Raw genomic sequence first — 16,330 nt, forward strand, 5'->3', positions numbered from 1 at the left:
CCTGACCAACCGAGGTTGCGCGAGTATGTTCTTCTGATGGCATAACAGGTCGGACCGACGCCCCGAATCCCTGCCAAGCCGCTAGGCCCGATTGAGGCCGCGTAGGAGATAAGCATCGGGGGGGGCAGATACCATCAAGGCTGGGCACAAACGCCCGTTGCAAAGCCGGATATAAGGAAGCAGTCCTTCGCCTGTTGTACAAAGGAAACGTGCTTGCCAACACGGGTGGGTCCATATAAGGGGCTTTAGCCGCGACCTTCTCACCCGAAAGCCGCGGCCCATAAGGCTCATCAAGCGTATCTCCGACGCTTCTCCCGGATCGATCGCCGCTCAATTGGCAGAAAAACAAACTCAGCCCGGATGCTGGATGGCACCCTTCTTGTAGTGGCGGGTTTCGTCAATCAGGAATTTCAGCCATTTCAGGTAAGGCGTGCCGCCGGTGCCCTGCGGGTCGCTGCTGCGGCGGGCGATATACTTGATCGCCCAGTGATAGTGCAGCTCGCGGAACAGCGCCATCTGCTCCAGCGCATTATCGAACGCGTCCTCCGAGGCCAGCTCACGAAAATCGGGCAACTGGTCGACCCACTCCAGCCACTGGCGGTGGCTGGCCGGCATATAGTTGCGCATATCCAGCAGGTGGCGGGTCAGCTTGTTCTGCTCATGGGGGATTTTCAGCAGCGAGGTCAGCACCGGCATAAAGGTACTCTGGGCACCGGTCTCGCCGCGGTAGCTGATCGGCGGCTGATGGGTCCCCTCGTAACGAACGTCGTGGAACTGACTGATATAGGGGCGGAAGCGGCTGTAGTAGAGTTCATCGGACATCCGCTCGGGGATCCGCTCCAGCGAGTCGATCATCCGCTCCATCACTTCGGCGATGGTCAACAGCAGCGCGTCGACCTGGCCGGCATCGTCAAATCCCTGCCGCTGATCGAGCTGGATGATCTCGTCGAAGATTTTTGCCGCCAGCGCCTCGATCTCGACATGCACCAGGATGAACCAGTGCTCGTCATACAGATGGACGAAATTCTGCAGGGTATCGATATTGCCCAGTGCGATCGGCCCGGCCGGATCGAACCGCTTCCAGTTATAAAGGGTGTAACCGTCATAACTGAGCATCGGTGGCCGCTCCAGCAGGCCGGCGATCTTACACAGCGGCACCGCCAGGTTGACCGGCAGCAGATGGCAGGGCGGCTGGCTGATCTGGTTGATATAACCGGACGCCAGGAAGCCGAGCCGCACGTAATACAATCGGGCCTGCGGCTCCAGCCCCTCGGGAATATTGTCGTAGGGCCAGTCGGGCAGCGTCTGCTGCCGCATGAAATCGCGGAAACCTGGTTCCAGCAGCAGGCTGGGCAGATCATGGCCAAGCTGATCCAGCAACCGGAACGGCTCACCCAGCGTCAATTCGGTCGCTGGATCCTCACCGGGCAGGAACCCCCGGGTGGCAAAACAATCCTTCATTTTCAAACCTCCGCAGAGCGTTTCTCAGGCCGGCGCCGTCAGTCAACGAGCGGCGGCCGGCTTCGCGTCCTGCGATCTCTGTTCCTTTAAACCTAGGCGAGATTTGAAATTGGGCTAGCAGCCGGTCCCCTTCTCCAGCTACATTCCAGCCCTCGAAAACGCTATACTTCCGCGATTACGCGATTTGCATTACAAAGCCAATCCAGACCGAATTTCAGCCTTAAAGAATCAGAGCGAAATGGATAAGACCTACCAGCCGCACGCGATCGAGAAATCCTGGTACCAGACCTGGGAACAGAACAACTACTTCGCCCCGTCCGGCGAAGGCGATTCCTACTGCATCATGATCCCGCCGCCGAACGTCACCGGCAGCCTGCACATGGGGCACGCTTTCCAGCACACCATCATGGACGCTCTGACCCGCTACAAGCGCATGCAGGGCAAGAACACCCTGTGGCAGGTGGGCACCGACCATGCCGGCATCGCCACCCAGATGGTGGTTGAGCGCAAACTGGCCGCCGAAGAGCAGAAATCCCGCCACGACCTGGGCCGCGACGCCTTTATCGAGAAGATCTGGGAGTGGAAGGAGCAGTCCGGCGGTACCATCACCGGCCAGATGCGCCGGCTGGGCAACTCGGTCGACTGGCCGACCGAGCGCTTCACCATGGATTCCGGCTTCTACAGCGCGGTGCAGGAGGTCTTTATCCGCCTGTACGACCAGGGGCTGATCTACCGCGGCAAGCGGCTGGTCAACTGGGACCCGAAACTGCACACCGCGATCTCCGACCTGGAGGTGGAAAACCGCGAAGTCAAAGGCAAGATGTGGTACCTGCGCTACCCGCTGGCCGACGGCGTTAAAACCGCTGCCGGTGAAGACCACATCGTGGTCGGCACCACCCGGCCGGAAACCATGCTGGGCGACACCGGCGTGGCGGTGAACCCGGAAGACGAACGCTACAAGGACCTGATCGGCAAGGAGATTATCCTGCCGCTGGTTGGCCGTCGCATCCCGATCGTCGGCGACGAGCACGCCGATATGGAGAAAGGCACCGGCTGCGTGAAGATCACCCCGGCGCACGACTTCAACGACAACGAGGTCGGCAAGCGCTGCAACCTGCCGATGATCAACGTGCTGACCCTGAACGCCGATATCCGTCAGCAGGCGGAAGCGTTCAACAGCGACGGCAGCCCGAACAGCGAGATCGACACCAGCATCCCGGAAAAATACCGTGGTATGGAGCGCTTCGCGGCGCGTAAGGCGATCGTCGCCGACTTCGAAGAGGCCGGCCTGCTGGTCAAGATCGATGAGAACGACATGACCGTGCCGTACGGTGACCGTGGCGGCGTGGTGATTGAGCCGATGCTGACCGACCAGTGGTTCTGCGACGCCAAGACCCTGGCCAAGCCGGCGGTCGAAGCAGTTGAAAACGGCGACATCAAGTTCGTGCCCAAGCAGTATGAGAACATGTACTTCGCCTGGATGCGCGACATCCAGGACTGGTGTATCTCCCGTCAGCTGTGGTGGGGCCACCGTATCCCGGCGTTCTACGACAACGACGGCAACGTCTATGTAGCCGCCGACAAGGACTCCGCGCGCGAAAAGTACGGCCTGGACCTGGAAACCGAACTGCGCCAGGACGACGACGTGCTGGACACCTGGTTCAGCTCCGCGCTCTGGACCTTCGGCACCCTGGGCTGGCCGGAAGCCACCGAGCGGCTGAAGACCTTCCACCCGACCGACGTGCTGGTAACCGGTTTCGACATCATCTTCTTCTGGGTGGCGCGCATGATCATGATGACCATGCACTTCATGAAGGATGACGATGGCAAACCTCAGGTACCGTTCAAGACGGTCTACGTCACTGGCCTGATCCGCGACGAGAGCGGCGACAAGATGTCCAAGTCCAAGGGCAACGTACTCGACCCGCTCGACATGATCGACGGCATCAGCCTGCCGGAGCTGCTGGAGAAGCGCACCGGCAACATGATGCAGCCGCAGCTGGCCGAGAAGATCGGCAAGCGCACCGAGAAGCAGTTCCCGGAAGGGATCTCGGCGCACGGCACCGACGCGCTGCGCTTCACGCTGGCGGCGCTGGCCACCACCGGCCGCGATATCAACTGGGATATGAAGCGACTGGAAGGCTACCGTAACTTCTGTAACAAGATCTGGAACGCCGCCCGCTACGTGCTGATGAACACCGAAGGCGAGGATTGCGGCCAGAGCGGCGGCGAGGTCGAGCTGTCGCTGGCCGACCGCTGGATCATCGGCGGGCTGCAGAAGGTCGAGAAAGAGGTCACCAAACACCTGGACGAGTACCGCTTCGACATGGCCTCCTCGGCGCTGTACGACTTCATCTGGAACGAGTACTGCAGCTGGTACCTGGAACTGTCCAAGCCGGTATTGTGGGACGACAACGCGTCAGCGGAAGCCAAGCGCGGCACCCGCCGCACCCTGGTACGGGTGCTGGAAGCGCTGCTGCGGCTGGCCCACCCGATCATGCCGTACATCACCGAGGAGATCTGGCAGTCGATCAAGGGCCTGGCCGGCACCGAAGGCGATACCATCATGCTGCAGCCGTACCCGGAAGCCGACGACAGCAAGCTGGACGAAGCCGCTGCCGCCGATATCGAATGGCTGAAAGGGGTGATCACCGGTATCCGCAACATCCGCGGCGAGATGGGCATCTCCCCGGCCAAGGAGCTGGAAGTGCTGTTCAACAACGGCAGCGAAGCCGACAAGGCCCGCCTGGACGCCAACCGCACCTTCCTGTGCAAGCTGGCCTCCGTCGAGTCGATCACCTGGCTGAACCCGGGCGACGAGGTACCGATGGCCGCCACCCAGCTGGTCGGCAAGATGGAAGTACTGGTACCGATGGCCGGCCTGATCGACAAGGACGCCGAGCTGAGCCGCCTGCAGAAATCCCTCGAAAAGCTGCAGAAAGAGATCGGCCGCTTCGAAGGCAAGCTGAGCAACGAGAAGTTCGTCGCCAACGCGCCGGAAGAGGTGATCGCCAAAGAGCGCGAGAAGCTGGAAGACGCCAAGTCTGCCCACGCCAAGCTGGCGGAGCAGTACGCGAAAATTGAAGCCCTCTAAGGGCTTCAATTTAGCGGCAAGCTAAAAGCGTTAAGCTGCAAGAACAAGAAAGCCCGGCAAACTCTGCCGGGCTTTTTTAGTCTTAATCCGTAGGTTTGGGCGGGGCGCGCAGCTCGAGCGAAACGAATCTCAAGCTACGCGCGGTAAAGGCTTCGAACCTTTTGTAGAAGGGGCTTCAGCCGCGACCGACGTAGCACTGCACTATCTTTTCGCCGCGGGGTGCGCCTTCCACACCGCAAACCTAAAGCAAACCCGACTTAATCCGATTGAACGGCTCCAGAAGCCGAGGTGCGATTCCAGCTATGTCTTGATCTGGGAAAGCTTGCCCGCTTTCTCTCGCCGTTTACTCAGCCAACCGTGGCTGCTAACCAGCAGGATGCCGGCAATAATCAGACCTGAGCCTACGACAAAGTTGGCTTCTATGCGCTCACCCAAAAGCCAATTGCCCAGCAGCACGCCAAACAGCGGGGTCATAAAGGAGAGGATACCCAGCTGGGAGGCTTTGTATCTGGTTAGCAACCAGAACCAGACCAGAAAGCTGAGGAAAGCGACACCGATGCCGTGGAAAGCCAGGCTGGACCAGACCTCCGGCGTGGGATTAATCTCGGTCTGATCGGTTGCCAACGACCAGAGAGTAAGAAGGATAAAAGCCCCCAGCAGTTGATAGAGCAGCGTCTGCCGGGCTGGCAACGCACTCAAGCCGGTAGCACGGACAACCACGGTGGTTAGCCCCCAGGAGGCACCGGCCAACAGCGCGAGCAGATCGCCCCACAGCACAGCGCTGCTGAGTGTGTCCGACGAATTACCGCCCAGAAAGGCCAGCACAACACCCGCGAATGCCGCCAATATACCCAACCACTGCATCCGACTCATACGCTCATTGGGGATTTTCAGGTGCAACCCGATGGCAGCAAAGATCGGTGACGTATAGAGGAACACGGTCGCATGCCCGGCGGTGGTATGGTTCAGCGCCTCCCCCAGAAACAGGTACTCCAGCGTGAATAACAGGCCGATCAGGATCGCCGGGATACGATTCTCCGGCGCCAGCGGCATCTTCTGGCGCTGCAGCAGGATCAGCATGATCAGCAACGCAGCCGCGATACCTGAACGCAGCGCGATCTGAAATACGGGCACGATATCCTCGGCAACGGCTTTCAGCACCACCTGCTGTGACGCCATGACCATGCAAAAGATAACCATGCAGCCAAAGGCAAATAGATCCAGCGGTTGTCGAGTACCCATGGCCCCCTCCTGAATTTCGATGAACTGAAAGGGGATTATCATTTTGTCTGCATTTCCATATATAGCTAGAATCAGACAAACGATAGTGCAGATCAGCCAGCCGTCCATGAGCCCAAAGCCGTTTATCCACCAGCCCATTGTCTTCGAGCAGCTGCCGGAGCCGGTGTTTTACCTGTCGCGAACGATGCCTTGCGATACGATCTATCCGCCGCACATTCACCGGTGGGGGGAGTTTGTCTACTCCTTCTGCGGCGTGCTTGAGCTTCAGGCAGAAGGCTCGCTTTTCCGGGTGCCGCCCAACTACGGCTTATGGCTACCGCCCGAAACAGAACATAAGGGCCTCAATCGCCACGCCTCAATTCACTGCTCGCTTTACATCGAGCCTGACCTCGCGGCGTATAAAGGTTTACCAACGGTCACTTGCGCCCTCACCATCAACGCGATGGTCCGGGCGATGCTGAATCATCTGTGCCTACAGCCGCCACAGACACCCTATACGGCGGATGAAAGTCGCTTGCTGGAGGTGATTGTGGATCAACTGGCGGTGGCGCCCTGCGCGGGTAGCTACCTGCCCACATCCGATGATCCGGCCCTGTCGAAGGTGCTGGCCTATCTGGAGGATCATCCCGGCAACAACAGCCCGGTCCGGCAGCTGGCGGAACGCTTCGGCACCACGGAGCGCACCCTGGCCCGCAAAGCCCAGCGCGATCTGGGTATGCCGTTAAGCGAATGGCGACAACGATTGAAGGTGGTGCAGGCTATGCCAATGCTGCAAGCAGGCGCAACCGTCGAAAGCGTGGCATTAGATCTGGGCTACAGTACGGCATCGGCATTTATTGCCATGTTCCGCAGGCTGTTGGAAATGACGCCGGACGAGTACCGCAAGAATGCGGAATAAACGGCTTCACCTGCCTTGGCAGACATGAGGAAGAAAAAATAATTGTGGCCGGAGAAAAATTTAGTTGAATTGATTCAGGCCCGGCAGAGTCTGCCGGGCTGTTGATTTCAACAGCTGTAGCAAGCCAGCTCGCGGCTCACTCCTCCACCAGCTTCTTCAACTCCTTATCGATCCCCGCCTCATTGAGCAGGCTATCGACCAGCGGTGCCATGGCGCGATGACGCAGGGCGCTGTTGACCAGCGCTTCCGGCAGGCTTTCGCTCTGGCCGTTCGCTTTTCGGTCGCCCGAGTGTCCGTTGACCGGCGCGCCATTATTGAGCCCTTCAACGCTGATGATCTTCATGCCGTCGATCTTCTCCACCGGTTTGACGCTTTCGCGGATGATGTGCGGCAGGTTTTCATACAGGCTGATCACCCGCTTGAGGCTGATCTGCGCCTGCTGTTCCGCTTCACGGATCTTCAGCTCGCGTTGCTGTTCGATCTCCGAGTAGCGCTGCTGCTTCTCGATCTCCCACTGCTCCTGAGCGGTGCGCAGGTACTTGCGTTCGATATCCAGCAGGGCGTCCTGCTCTATGTCGTTGACCTCCTTGCAGCGGGTCTCGATCGCCATGGTCATCTTGGCCAGACCTTCGGCGTCGAACACATTGTCGGCGGGAAGAACGCCTTGTCGGTCTGGTCCAGCCCGGTCAGCGAGACGCTCTCCAGCTCCAGACCGTTTTTCAGCAGGTCCTCCGACACCACCTGCTGCACTTTCTGGACGAAACTGGAACGCTGCTCGTGTAACTCGTCCATCGCCATCTCGGCGGCCACCGAACGTAGCGCATCGACGAACTTACCTTCGATCACCTCCTTCAGCGCTTCCGGGTCCAGCGTACGCCGGCCCAGCGTCTGGGCGGCATTGGCGATCGCATCGGAATCCAACTTACCCGCAGGTAGAACTCCGCCAGCACATCGACCCGCATAAGGCGGTGGCCGTTACCAGCGATCAGCGCCGATTTGTAAGCCTGACTCGATAGCTATCCTGTTTCGTCAAGCATGGGGCGGCCTCTGATCCAGAGGCACAACAGCTTTCTTCCGTGACCTGATTGCAGGTCGGACTGCCTCGCCGCGGGCCGGCTCCACACTGCAGATATCCCGAAACCTGCCGCGGACCTCATCCGCCGAGAATACGGCTTGAACCGGAAAACGAAGCAGTATCAAGCCGACCGCCCGGCAGGTTTCATCGAGAAAGCGATCCCGCTCCTGCCGCTTCGGACTACGGTGACTGCTGTCATCCAATTCGACAGCACAGACTACGCTCAAATCATCACGGCGACAGACCACATAGTCGAAATGCTTGGCCTTGATCCGGCCAAAGGCACTGGCCCAAGCGGAGCGCTTGGCCATCGGCTTCACCTCGATCAGGTCGGCAACCCGCACCTTGCCGAACACCCGGTAATCGTCGCCGGCCGCTTGATCGAGTATCGACAGGAATTCCCGCTCGGCCGGTGAAAACAGCAGCGGCTTCAGCCGGTAGCTATCGCTGGCTGTATCGGTCGACTCGGCTGAATCAGCCTCTTTATCACCGCTGGTAACGGGCTTGCTGAACGACAGCGCCGCCTTTAAAACCAGTAGGCTGACCAGCGTGACCGCCAGCAGTAACAGCGTCCACTCCATGGCTTATTCCCCCACCGCAACAGGCGCTGAGTTGACCAGCAGGGATACGCCAACGGGGCTGAAAGAGCCTTGGGGGCATGAGAGTCCGACAAGAGGGTTGGCGAAGACGTAGCAGAAAGGATGCATCCGTTGCATTGTTCCTGTCCTTGTAAAATCCATTTTAGGACATCCGTTAAAACCCGAGTGTGCCGCGTATCGGCAGCCGGAGCAAGGGAACAGTTCTGGACTTTTGGCCCAGATCACGCGGACCGTTACCGCAAATACTCCTCCCTTTTTATAGACGACAAAGCCCTGGACTGGCCAGGGCTTTGTGGTCGTGCTGGAGGCGCCGGTAGCGGCGCACCAATTAGTGGCTACCGAAGTAGAGATCGTCGGTGTAGTACAGATCCGCCGCTGCATCGTCGCGGCTCTCGAACTGGGCACTATCGGCACGCAGCTCAACCTGTTCCTTATCGATATAGCGGGTAGTGGTCTGAAACTCGGTACCGGCACCGATCCGGGCCTCGACGCCCAGGCTCGGTTCCAATGTGGCGGCGGAGGCCGCACCAGCGATCAGGGTGGCACCTAGGACAGCGGTTGTCAGTAGTGTTTTCATCGGTAATTCCTCTTTATTCAATCAAAGGGCGCAGCCGGTCAAAATGAAATAAAACTGAAAATTAGACCTCGACCTTGTTTATAGCTACGCTTTATCAATTAATTTTTTACAATCACTTTCAGAAACAGTTCGTTGCTTTTTTAATAAGTAACTGAACACATTTCTGGTTAATTATTCAGCGGCTTCGCTTAACGGCTACCGATGTAAAGGTTATCGCTGTATCCGGCTGCATCGCTGTGCAGCTGTGACCCGGCGTTGGCGTTCAGAACAACACGTTCCTGGTCGACATAGGTCGTGGCACTCTGGAACGCAAGGCCTGCGCCCATGTGTGCTTCGGCCCCCTGCAGCGGCTCCTGGAAACCGGCAGAAGCGACACCGGCAGTCAGGGAGCTGGTCAGTACGATTGCAGTCATCAGGGTTTTCATAATCTTTTCCTCGTTCCAATTCGTCTTGATGAGTGCAAATTTACAGAATAAAACTGAAACGAAACTGAAAATATTAGAAGACATTAATACAGGATGGGTGACAGACTGTTGCGATATCTTAAACAACTAGGTCATCAATCACTAAGTCCAATATCTGGCATTTAGAATCCACCAGCGCGCATAAATATTAAACAGTTATTTATTGAACACTTTTATTTACCAAAAAGCATGGGGGCTCTATGGCTCTCTGCCAGCGATCGCTGGTACACAGGGTAACGGGAGGAAACAGGGCGAGCAGCAGGCAACAGGAACCATACCGCATGGGCCACTCACAGCGGCGAGGTGGCTAACCGAGCAGGGCTGTCTGATGGCTGTCAGGAAGAAGTAGGGCGAACGAAACAGGGGCTGCATCACTGCAGCCCCTGTTGGAAGACAATCGGCAGAGAGATCCGCTTACTTCTTGGGATCTTCGTTGATCAGCTTTTTGATCTTGAAGAACGCCCAGACCATCACGGTGGACATTGCCGCAACCATTACCAAGCTCGGCAGCAAAGTTTCCGCAGTATAAGCATCAACGCCAAACATAATCAGCACCTCGAAGCATGTTCATCAGAGTTGCTGTGAGGTTACCTCCGAACACATTAGGGGATATTGATATAGCTCAAGAGATCAGAAGTTGAGCAGTCACAGGGAGCGGCCTGAATGCTTGCAAAAATCCCAGCCCTGAACCATACATAACAGGACCCAGTATCAGCAGGAGCAGACCGATGCCCCACCGACAGAAGATCTGGACACGCGAGCAGCTATGCAAGATGAACGAGGAAAACTTCCTGGTTGAACTGCTCGATATGCTGAAATTCTCCCCCGAGATCAGTGACTCGGACAGCGACGTCGAATCGATGAAATCCAAGCTGGAGGCGATCGAAGAGAATATCAAAGGGCGTCTCGATTCCATCTGAGCTGACAAGCGCACAGCAGACAGGCGCGGCTTGCGAGTCGCGCCCGAGAACCCGAAATCCCGATATATAGAAACAGCATACTGCAGCTCTGGTGACCGGGTTGCCGATTATTCCGGCGGCTGATCATCCCGCCAGCTGAAGCCGACCTCCACGGCAGCCCCGCCATGGCTGTACTCAATCGATTCACAGAGCGCCACCACCAGACGAATCCCCCGCCCCGCCAGACCATCACCGTAACCGGCTTCGGTGCGGTCCGCCTCCGCCAGCCAACGCTGAAAATCGAAACCCTTGCCGCTGTCATGCATACGGACCAGCAGACGCCCTCCACCCTCCAGTGCGGTATAGGTCAACTGAATACGGATGAAGCCTTCGGTAAGGTGATTCAGCTTCGCCTCTCGTGACGAGAAGTAACGGGCAAAGCCCTGCGGCGTCGATTTCATCTCCGACTTCAACTGCAATACGCCATGGTCCAGCGCATTGACGTACAGCTCGGTCAGGATCGTAAAGAGACTCTGCCAGTGGGCGGCATTGCCTTGCATCTCCTGCAGCTGGCTCAGCATCATCGGCACCGGATTGACCCGCTGCAGGCTGGCGCCACGCAACTCAAGCGACCACAGCCAGCTATCCCGGTCAAAGACCAACTCGGGGCTATCCTGATTGACGACTACCCGGCCCTGGTTGCCGCCCTTCGCGCGTATATTGCAGGGGATCTCCAGCAGCGAGACATCGTCATCCTGCAGGCAGCCGTCCATGAAATCGTCCAATGCCTGCATCAGGTGGGCGGCCAACTCCCCCGAGTGCGCCGCTTTGACGACGGTTTCAATCAGCCGGTCATCGCCGAACATCTCTCCGACAGGATTACGCGCTTCCACCAATCCATCGCTGTACAGCAGAATCCGATCGCTGGATGCGACCGGCAGCACATCGACGCCGGTCGGTTCGAAATCGGTCATGATCCCCAGCGGCGGATCGGCCGAACTGATGCGGTGACGAATATCCCCATCGCGGGGCGAGATCACCAGCACCTCCGGCATGCCGCAGTTCCAGACATACAACTGCCCCGCCTCGGCATCCAGGGTCACCAACGTGGCGGCCAGGAACTTGCCGGTCGGCAGCAATTTCATCAACTTCAGGTTTATCTGACGGAGTATCTCATCACCGCTGAACCCCTTTTGAGTCATCGCCCGGAAGGTTTCCGATAGCGGTAGCGCCCCCACCACCGACGCCAGACCATGGCCGGTAAAGTCGCCCAGCAAGACATTCAAGTTGCCGTTCGGCCGAAAAGCGCTGAGCTGTACATCGCCACAAAAGGTTTCCGCCGGCCGTTTCAGCGAGCGGATCCGGTTCAATGCACTGTTGTCGCCCTCGATCGCGCCGCGCAACAGCTGCTCGGCGATCTCCTCGTCCCGCTGCAGCAGGCTGTGCAGCTGCTGTACCCGTGAATACAACCGACGGATCCGCTGCATCGACAGCAGCTTCGCCTTCAGCGCTCCCAGGCTGATCGGCCGCCGGAAAAAATCATCGGCCCCCGCCTCGATGCAACGCTCCATCAATTGCTCATCATCTGAACTGGTAACGAACAGAATCGGCACGAACCGGTCGCCGCACATTGCCCGGATCTGCTTGGCCGTCTCGATACCATCCATCACCGGCATCAATACATCGATGAGAACGATCCAGGGCGAATGCTGCCGGAACAGCGCCACGCCACGCGCGCCGTTGTCCGCCAGCAGCACCTCGAACCCCAGATGCTGCAGCATTCCCTTTAGCAACAGCCGGTTGGTTTCCAGATCATCCACCACCAGTACCGTATCATTGACCTGCTCCGGTCGCGTTCCGGTCAGTTCCACCCGCTTACCCCTCGATGGTGATAAAGCGTTCGAACTTGGCGATATCGAGGATCTTGCGGATGGTCTGGTTGGGATGGCGGATCACCAGATTCCCCCCCAGGGTTTCGGCGTGCTCCTTGAGCAACAGGATCATCCCCAGCGCCGAACTGTCCATATAATCCGCATCCTGCAGATCCAGTGCGAAGCTGGTCCCCGGCGCTTGCTCGCTCTGGTAGCTGTCCCGAAAATCCTGGTGCAACGAAAAATCGAACCGGTCACTGACACGGATGATGATGCTGTTTCCTTCATCGGATCTGCTGGTTGAAATCGCCATGTTCCCTCTCCTTGATATACGTAATCGGCCAAGCCGGCGCTGTCCGATTGTCCACCTGTTCGTTTGCTTATCCTGCCGGTACGCACCGCAGCCAACCCGGCCGGTAGAACTACCTGCGCTCAGCATACCGCCGCCACAGCCGGAAACGCCATAAGAAAGCGGATGAAACCCGCCTGATTCAGCAGCCGGGTGCACCGTCTTACACCGACTGCGGGCTGCACAGGCCGCGGGCCTCCAGCCGGAAAACGGTCGGACAGTGCTGATAAGTAATAGCAGCCGTTCGGCAATACGCCACTGCCGGCCTGCTGAATCGGCTCCGCTTTCCGCTATCACAACGTAGTGGTTTCCTATCGTTCATAGATTTCAAGCAATCAAAAAACACTTATCGAGATATCAAAAATAAATTTACGATCAATCAAAAGTTATAAAAAACATCCCTTAACAACAAATCGATATAAAAACAGGAAAATAAAAACCCTTAAGAATCAAATAGTTATAACGACAGTTTCTCTTCTGACAGAATCCCGCCATTCTTTTGAAAAACCCTTTAAGTTCAAACAGTTACAGCTACAGATGAGAAACAACCGACTTTTGATTGATCATTTTTTGATATAAAATCATCAATACAAATAGGAGATAACTCAGAACTGGATATTCGATATGCAAGAAAGGGAGATAAAACTGCTGTTCAAAGCGGGCGTATTCGACTCCTGTCAGGCGATTCCGGTATCGATGGCACGTGGCTGGACGTTGAAGTTCGTTACCAAGCAGGACGAAGTCATTACGCTGAACCTGCAGCGCAGCAAGGAGGAGCGGGAGTTCAAGAGCCTGGATGGCGCAGCGGCGGTCGCACGGCGGATCGGCTTCGAATGGCTGAATGTACAGATCGGCGATCTGAAATGGCGTGAGAAGGTCTGATCAACTGAGCAGTGTCAGCGGGTGCCGGCAAATCCCGAGATCTGCCGGCGATAGTCGTGAGCGGCCAAGAGAACCGCAGGCCCGGACGGGATGGGCGAAAGCTTAAAGCGCGGTACGGCCCTGTGCCAGCTCGTCGGTAGTGGCGTCGCGCACGCTGACCACTTCGATATCGTAGGTCAGGGTATGGCCGGCCAGCGGATGATTGCCGTCGACGGTCACCTCATCATCGCTGAGCTCGACGATCTCGACCAGCTGTTGTTGGCCCTCTTCATCCTGCACCTGGTAGTGCATCCCGACGGCCAGCTCGGCATCGCCGAACTCGCTGCGCTTGATGGTCTGCACCAGGCCGTTATCGCGGCGGCCGTAGCCTTGATCCGGATGGATTTCGACACGGAAGCTGTCACCCGCTTCCCGCCCCTCCAGCGCGTTCTCCAGCCCGGGAATAATATTGCGGTGGCCATGCAGATAGGGCAATGGCTCGCCATCATGGGAATCGTCCAGTACCTGTTGCTGGGCATCGGACAGGGTGTAGTGGAACGCCACCACTTTATCGGCGGAAATCTTCATCGGTATTCCTCTAAAGCTGGTTCGGGTCAAGCCGGGCGTTTATCCACAGCCCGAGATCGGTTATTTCATCCGCACAGACCTCATGGGCCATCGGATAGCTCTGCCACTGAGGACTGAAGCCCAGAGATTGCAGACGCTGCAGTGCGTTTTCCCCAAGTGCGTAAGGGACCACATCATCCACAAGACCGTGCGCTATCCACAGCGAAAAATCCACCTCACGTCGCAGTTTCGGCGCCGGATCGGTCGCCAGGTAGGTGGACAACGCGGCCACACCGGCCAGTCCTTGTGGGTAACTCAAGCCGAGCTGATAGGCCACCGCACCACCTTGAGAGAACCCCACCAGCAGGATCCGCTCAGGCGCGATTCCGCCGGCAATCTGCTCGGCGACCAGCGCACCGATCTGCTCGACCGACTGCTGCAGGCTGGCCTCGTCGATCTCCCGCCCCTGGCCCATCGACAGGATGTCGTACCAGGCACGCATCGGCCAGCCGTTGTTGACGGTTACCGGCCGTACCGGCGCCTGTGGAAAGATAAACCGTACCGCCAGCTGTGGCGGCAGCTTCAACCAGGGCACCACCGGCACGAAATCATGGCCGTCGGCACCGAGGCCGTGCAGCCAGATCACCACCGCATCGGCTTGACCGGGCGGCTCCAGGCAGACCGCCTGTTCGCTTTCGATCAGCTTCATGGCTGCAACCGGTCGATCTGCCAGCCCTGTTCGGTCAGGGTATAGCGGAAACGATCGTGCAGCCGGTTTTCCCGCCCCTGCCAAAACTCGAACTTGCTGGGCACCAGCCGATAGCCGCCCCAGCGTTGCGGCCGTGGCAGGTTTTCGTCCGGGTGCCGCTGCTTCAGCTGCTCAACCTGACGCTCCAGCGTTGCACGGCTATCGACCACCTGGCTTTGATGGGAGGCAGCGGCGCTGAGTCGACTACCGAACGGCCGCTCGTTGAAATACTGCTCGGCCTGCGCCGGTGACAACCGCTCCACCCGGCCCTGGACACGCACCTGGCGCTCCAGTCCGTACCAGTAAAACATCAGTTCCGCCTGCGGGTTCTCCGCCAGTTCACGGCCCTTCTGGCTTTCATAGTCGGTGTACCAGGCGAAACCTTCCTGATCGAAATGCTTCAGCAACACGATGCGGGCCGACGGCATGCCGCTGGCACTGGCGGTCGCCAGGGTCATCGAGGTGGCATCATCCGGCGATACCTCGGTGGCCTGCTGCAGCCAGTGGGCGAACTGGGCGACCGGATCATCCTGCAGGGTTTCACGCTGCAGGGGTTCGGCCAGGTATTCCCGCCGCAGCGCTTTGTAATCGTGACTGTTGCTCATCGGATGCACTCTCTAGTCAGTCGTTTGATGGCGCCATCATACCACTAGCGCACGCCACACCCGAGCCCCGTCGATAAGGCAAAACTATCAACGACAGATAAACAATTAATTATATATAAAGAAATATTTTGCCTAGTATCGTCTCCATCGAAAGCAAACACTTCCCGACGAATTTCCAAAGGAGCTGAACCATGTTCAACGATATGACCGGCAACCGCGTTCCCCAGGTTACCTTCCGTACCCGCGCCAACAACGACTGGCATGAGATCACCAGCAACGAGCTGTTCGACGGTAAAACCGTGGCGGTATTCGCCCTGCCGGGTGCTTTCACACCCACCTGTTCCTCCACCCATGTGCCACGCTACAACGAGCTGGCCGGCGTGCTGAAGCAGAACGGTGTCGACGATATCCTCTGTGTTTCGGTCAACGATCCGTTCGTCATGGAAGCCTGGCAGCAGGATCAGAACGCCGAAAACATCCGCTTCATCCCGGATGGCAATGGCGAATTTACCGATAAGATGGGGCTGCTGGTCGACAAGAGCGAGCTGGGCTTCGGCAAGCGCTCCTGGCGCTACTCGATGCTGGTCCGCGACGGGGTGATCGAGCAGATGTTTATCGAACCGAACAAGCCGGGCGACCCGTTCGAAGTATCCGATGCCGACACCATGCTGAACTACCTGAACCCGCAGGCCAAGGAGCCGGAGTTCGTAACCCTGTTCAGCAAACCGGGCTGCCCGCACTGCGCCCGCGCCAAGGCACTGTTGAGCGACCGCGGTATGCCATATGAGGCGATCGAACTGAGCGACCGGGTGACCTCCCGTTCCCTGCGCGCCGTCACCGGTCAGGGCACCTGGCCGCAGGTCTACATCAGCGGCAATCTGATCGGTAGCGCCGACGACCTGGAAGCCTACCTGGCGGCCCGCTAAGCCGCCCTCGCCAATCCTTTACGCGTTCGCCCGGCCCCGTGCCGGGCTTTTTTATTTTTGCGGTAACGACCACCTACCCGCTTGTAGCTTGTAG

Annotated in this window: 18 protein-coding genes; 5 read left to right on the forward strand and 13 right to left on the reverse strand. The window is 58.1% G+C overall.

All coding sequences use genetic code 11. The annotated features are described in order from the left end of the window. Positions 1-351: 351 nt before the first annotated feature. Positions 352-1,461: an indoleamine 2,3-dioxygenase gene (locus K6T12_RS15485; RefSeq protein WP_222223775.1), complete on the reverse strand. Its 1,110-nt coding sequence runs from the start codon at positions 1,459-1,461 to the stop codon at positions 352-354. A 238-nt stretch (positions 1,462-1,699) separates the two neighbouring features. Here K6T12_RS15485 and K6T12_RS15490 point away from each other — a divergent pair, with 238 nt between their 5' ends. After that, positions 1,700-4,555, forward strand: a complete 2,856-nt coding sequence (locus tag K6T12_RS15490; RefSeq protein WP_222223776.1) for a valine--tRNA ligase — start codon at positions 1,700-1,702, stop codon at positions 4,553-4,555. Positions 4,556-4,855: 300 nt separating this feature from the next. On the opposite strand, the gene K6T12_RS15495 is transcribed toward K6T12_RS15490, so the two are convergent. Further along, positions 4,856-5,797, reverse strand: coding sequence for a DMT family transporter (locus K6T12_RS15495; protein WP_222223777.1), 942 nt, complete (start codon positions 5,795-5,797; stop codon positions 4,856-4,858). An 85-nt stretch (positions 5,798-5,882) separates the two neighbouring features. Here K6T12_RS15495 and K6T12_RS15500 point away from each other — a divergent pair, with 85 nt between their 5' ends. Then, positions 5,883-6,695 (forward strand): AraC family transcriptional regulator, encoded by an 813-nt coding sequence (locus tag K6T12_RS15500; RefSeq protein ID WP_315853617.1) that lies wholly within the window; start codon positions 5,883-5,885, stop codon positions 6,693-6,695. 136 nt (positions 6,696-6,831) lie between these two features. Here K6T12_RS15500 and K6T12_RS15505 read toward each other — a convergent pair whose 3' ends face one another. The 6 genes from K6T12_RS15505 to K6T12_RS21585 all read right to left on the reverse strand — a co-directional run bounded on the left by K6T12_RS15505 (position 6,832) and on the right by K6T12_RS21585 (position 9,956). Beyond that, positions 6,832-7,311 carry a flotillin domain-containing protein gene (locus tag K6T12_RS15505; RefSeq protein WP_222223778.1) on the reverse strand — a complete coding sequence of 160 codons (480 nt, stop codon included), beginning with the start codon at positions 7,309-7,311 and terminating at the stop codon, positions 6,832-6,834. Further along, on the reverse strand, positions 7,308-7,616 hold the full coding sequence (locus K6T12_RS15510) for an SPFH domain-containing protein (protein WP_222223779.1): 309 nt from the start codon (positions 7,614-7,616) through the stop codon (positions 7,308-7,310). Before K6T12_RS15510 ends, K6T12_RS15505 begins: the two co-directional genes overlap by 4 nt. A 108-nt stretch (positions 7,617-7,724) precedes the next feature. Beyond that, a complete protein-coding gene (locus K6T12_RS15515; protein WP_222223780.1) occupies positions 7,725-8,351 on the reverse strand; it encodes a DUF2726 domain-containing protein in 627 nt (208 codons plus the stop codon). Between the two features lie 346 nt (positions 8,352-8,697). After that, positions 8,698-8,946 (reverse strand): hypothetical protein, encoded by a 249-nt coding sequence (locus K6T12_RS15520; protein WP_222223781.1) that lies wholly within the window; start codon positions 8,944-8,946, stop codon positions 8,698-8,700. Positions 8,947-9,134: 188 nt separating this feature from the next. Continuing rightward, the gene (locus K6T12_RS15525; RefSeq protein WP_222223782.1) at positions 9,135-9,371 is read right to left on the reverse strand and encodes a hypothetical protein; all 237 of its coding nucleotides are present in this window, start codon (positions 9,369-9,371) and stop codon (positions 9,135-9,137) included. A gap of 453 nt (positions 9,372-9,824) precedes the next feature. Beyond that, positions 9,825-9,956: a hypothetical protein gene (locus K6T12_RS21585; RefSeq protein WP_255611791.1), complete on the reverse strand. Its 132-nt coding sequence runs from the start codon at positions 9,954-9,956 to the stop codon at positions 9,825-9,827. A gap of 182 nt (positions 9,957-10,138) precedes the next feature. Here K6T12_RS21585 and K6T12_RS15530 point away from each other — a divergent pair, with 182 nt between their 5' ends. Beyond that, positions 10,139-10,330, forward strand: a complete 192-nt coding sequence (locus K6T12_RS15530) for a hypothetical protein (RefSeq protein ID WP_222223783.1) — start codon at positions 10,139-10,141, stop codon at positions 10,328-10,330. Between the two features lie 107 nt (positions 10,331-10,437). Here K6T12_RS15530 and K6T12_RS15535 read toward each other — a convergent pair whose 3' ends face one another. Both K6T12_RS15535 and K6T12_RS15540 read right to left on the reverse strand, forming a co-directional pair. Then, positions 10,438-12,180, reverse strand: coding sequence for a fused response regulator/phosphatase (locus K6T12_RS15535; RefSeq protein ID WP_222223784.1), 1,743 nt, complete (start codon positions 12,178-12,180; stop codon positions 10,438-10,440). A 4-nt stretch (positions 12,181-12,184) separates the two neighbouring features. Next, positions 12,185-12,493 (reverse strand): STAS domain-containing protein, encoded by a 309-nt coding sequence (locus tag K6T12_RS15540; protein ID WP_222223785.1) that lies wholly within the window; start codon positions 12,491-12,493, stop codon positions 12,185-12,187. Positions 12,494-13,153: 660 nt separating this feature from the next. On the opposite strand from K6T12_RS15540, the gene K6T12_RS15545 reads away from it, so the two are divergent. Then, complete coding sequence (locus tag K6T12_RS15545) at positions 13,154-13,411, forward strand: hypothetical protein (RefSeq protein ID WP_222223786.1); 258 nt, start codon at positions 13,154-13,156, stop codon at positions 13,409-13,411. Between the two features lie 102 nt (positions 13,412-13,513). On the opposite strand, the gene K6T12_RS15550 is transcribed toward K6T12_RS15545, so the two are convergent. Genes K6T12_RS15550 through pdxH form a run of 3 tightly spaced genes read right to left on the reverse strand, consistent with a single transcriptional unit; the run spans position 13,514 to position 15,310 of the window. After that, a complete protein-coding gene (locus K6T12_RS15550) occupies positions 13,514-13,978 on the reverse strand; it encodes an FKBP-type peptidyl-prolyl cis-trans isomerase (protein ID WP_222223787.1) in 465 nt (154 codons plus the stop codon). A gap of 10 nt (positions 13,979-13,988) precedes the next feature. Further along, entirely contained in the window at positions 13,989-14,666 is a 678-nt protein-coding gene (locus K6T12_RS15555) for an alpha/beta hydrolase (RefSeq protein ID WP_222223788.1), read from the reverse strand. Beyond that, positions 14,663-15,310, reverse strand: a complete 648-nt coding sequence (gene pdxH, locus K6T12_RS15560) for a pyridoxamine 5'-phosphate oxidase (RefSeq protein ID WP_222223789.1) — start codon at positions 15,308-15,310, stop codon at positions 14,663-14,665. The genes K6T12_RS15555 and pdxH overlap by 4 nt, the downstream gene beginning before the upstream one ends. Before the next feature lie 191 nt (positions 15,311-15,501). Here pdxH and K6T12_RS15565 point away from each other — a divergent pair, with 191 nt between their 5' ends. Further along, positions 15,502-16,236 carry a glutathione peroxidase gene (locus K6T12_RS15565; RefSeq protein WP_222223790.1) on the forward strand — a complete coding sequence of 245 codons (735 nt, stop codon included), beginning with the start codon at positions 15,502-15,504 and terminating at the stop codon, positions 16,234-16,236. Positions 16,237-16,330 lie beyond the last annotated feature (94 nt).

The organism is Marinobacterium arenosum (assembly GCF_019795155.1).
In the GTDB taxonomy this organism is placed as follows: domain Bacteria; phylum Pseudomonadota; class Gammaproteobacteria; order Pseudomonadales; family Balneatricaceae; genus Marinobacterium_C; species Marinobacterium_C arenosum.

Excerpts from the sequence above, each read along its gene's own strand:
- K6T12_RS15520 (WP_222223781.1), bottom strand. The coding sequence starts at position 8,946 with ATGAAAACACTACTGACAACCGCTGTCCTAGGTGCCACCCTGATCGCT.
- pdxH (WP_222223789.1), bottom strand. The coding sequence starts at position 15,310 with ATGAGCAACAGTCACGATTACAAAGCGCTGCGGCGGGAATACCTGGCC.
- K6T12_RS15550 (WP_222223787.1), bottom strand. The coding sequence starts at position 13,978 with ATGAAGATTTCCGCCGATAAAGTGGTGGCGTTCCACTACACCCTGTCC.
- K6T12_RS15525 (WP_222223782.1), bottom strand. The coding sequence starts at position 9,371 with ATGAAAACCCTGATGACTGCAATCGTACTGACCAGCTCCCTGACTGCC.
- K6T12_RS15485 (WP_222223775.1), bottom strand. The coding sequence starts at position 1,461 with ATGAAGGATTGTTTTGCCACCCGGGGGTTCCTGCCCGGTGAGGATCCA.
- K6T12_RS15515 (WP_222223780.1), bottom strand. The coding sequence starts at position 8,351 with ATGGAGTGGACGCTGTTACTGCTGGCGGTCACGCTGGTCAGCCTACTG.
- K6T12_RS15555 (WP_222223788.1), bottom strand. The coding sequence starts at position 14,666 with ATGAAGCTGATCGAAAGCGAACAGGCGGTCTGCCTGGAGCCGCCCGGT.
- K6T12_RS15490 (WP_222223776.1), top strand. The coding sequence starts at position 1,700 with ATGGATAAGACCTACCAGCCGCACGCGATCGAGAAATCCTGGTACCAG.
- K6T12_RS15530 (WP_222223783.1), top strand. The coding sequence starts at position 10,139 with ATGCCCCACCGACAGAAGATCTGGACACGCGAGCAGCTATGCAAGATG.
- K6T12_RS15505 (WP_222223778.1), bottom strand. The coding sequence starts at position 7,311 with ATGACCATGGCGATCGAGACCCGCTGCAAGGAGGTCAACGACATAGAG.
- K6T12_RS15540 (WP_222223785.1), bottom strand. The coding sequence starts at position 12,493 with ATGGCGATTTCAACCAGCAGATCCGATGAAGGAAACAGCATCATCATC.
- K6T12_RS21585 (WP_255611791.1), bottom strand. The coding sequence starts at position 9,956 with ATGTTTGGCGTTGATGCTTATACTGCGGAAACTTTGCTGCCGAGCTTG.
- K6T12_RS15545 (WP_222223786.1), top strand. The coding sequence starts at position 13,154 with ATGCAAGAAAGGGAGATAAAACTGCTGTTCAAAGCGGGCGTATTCGAC.
- K6T12_RS15495 (WP_222223777.1), bottom strand. The coding sequence starts at position 5,797 with ATGGGTACTCGACAACCGCTGGATCTATTTGCCTTTGGCTGCATGGTT.
- K6T12_RS15565 (WP_222223790.1), top strand. The coding sequence starts at position 15,502 with ATGTTCAACGATATGACCGGCAACCGCGTTCCCCAGGTTACCTTCCGT.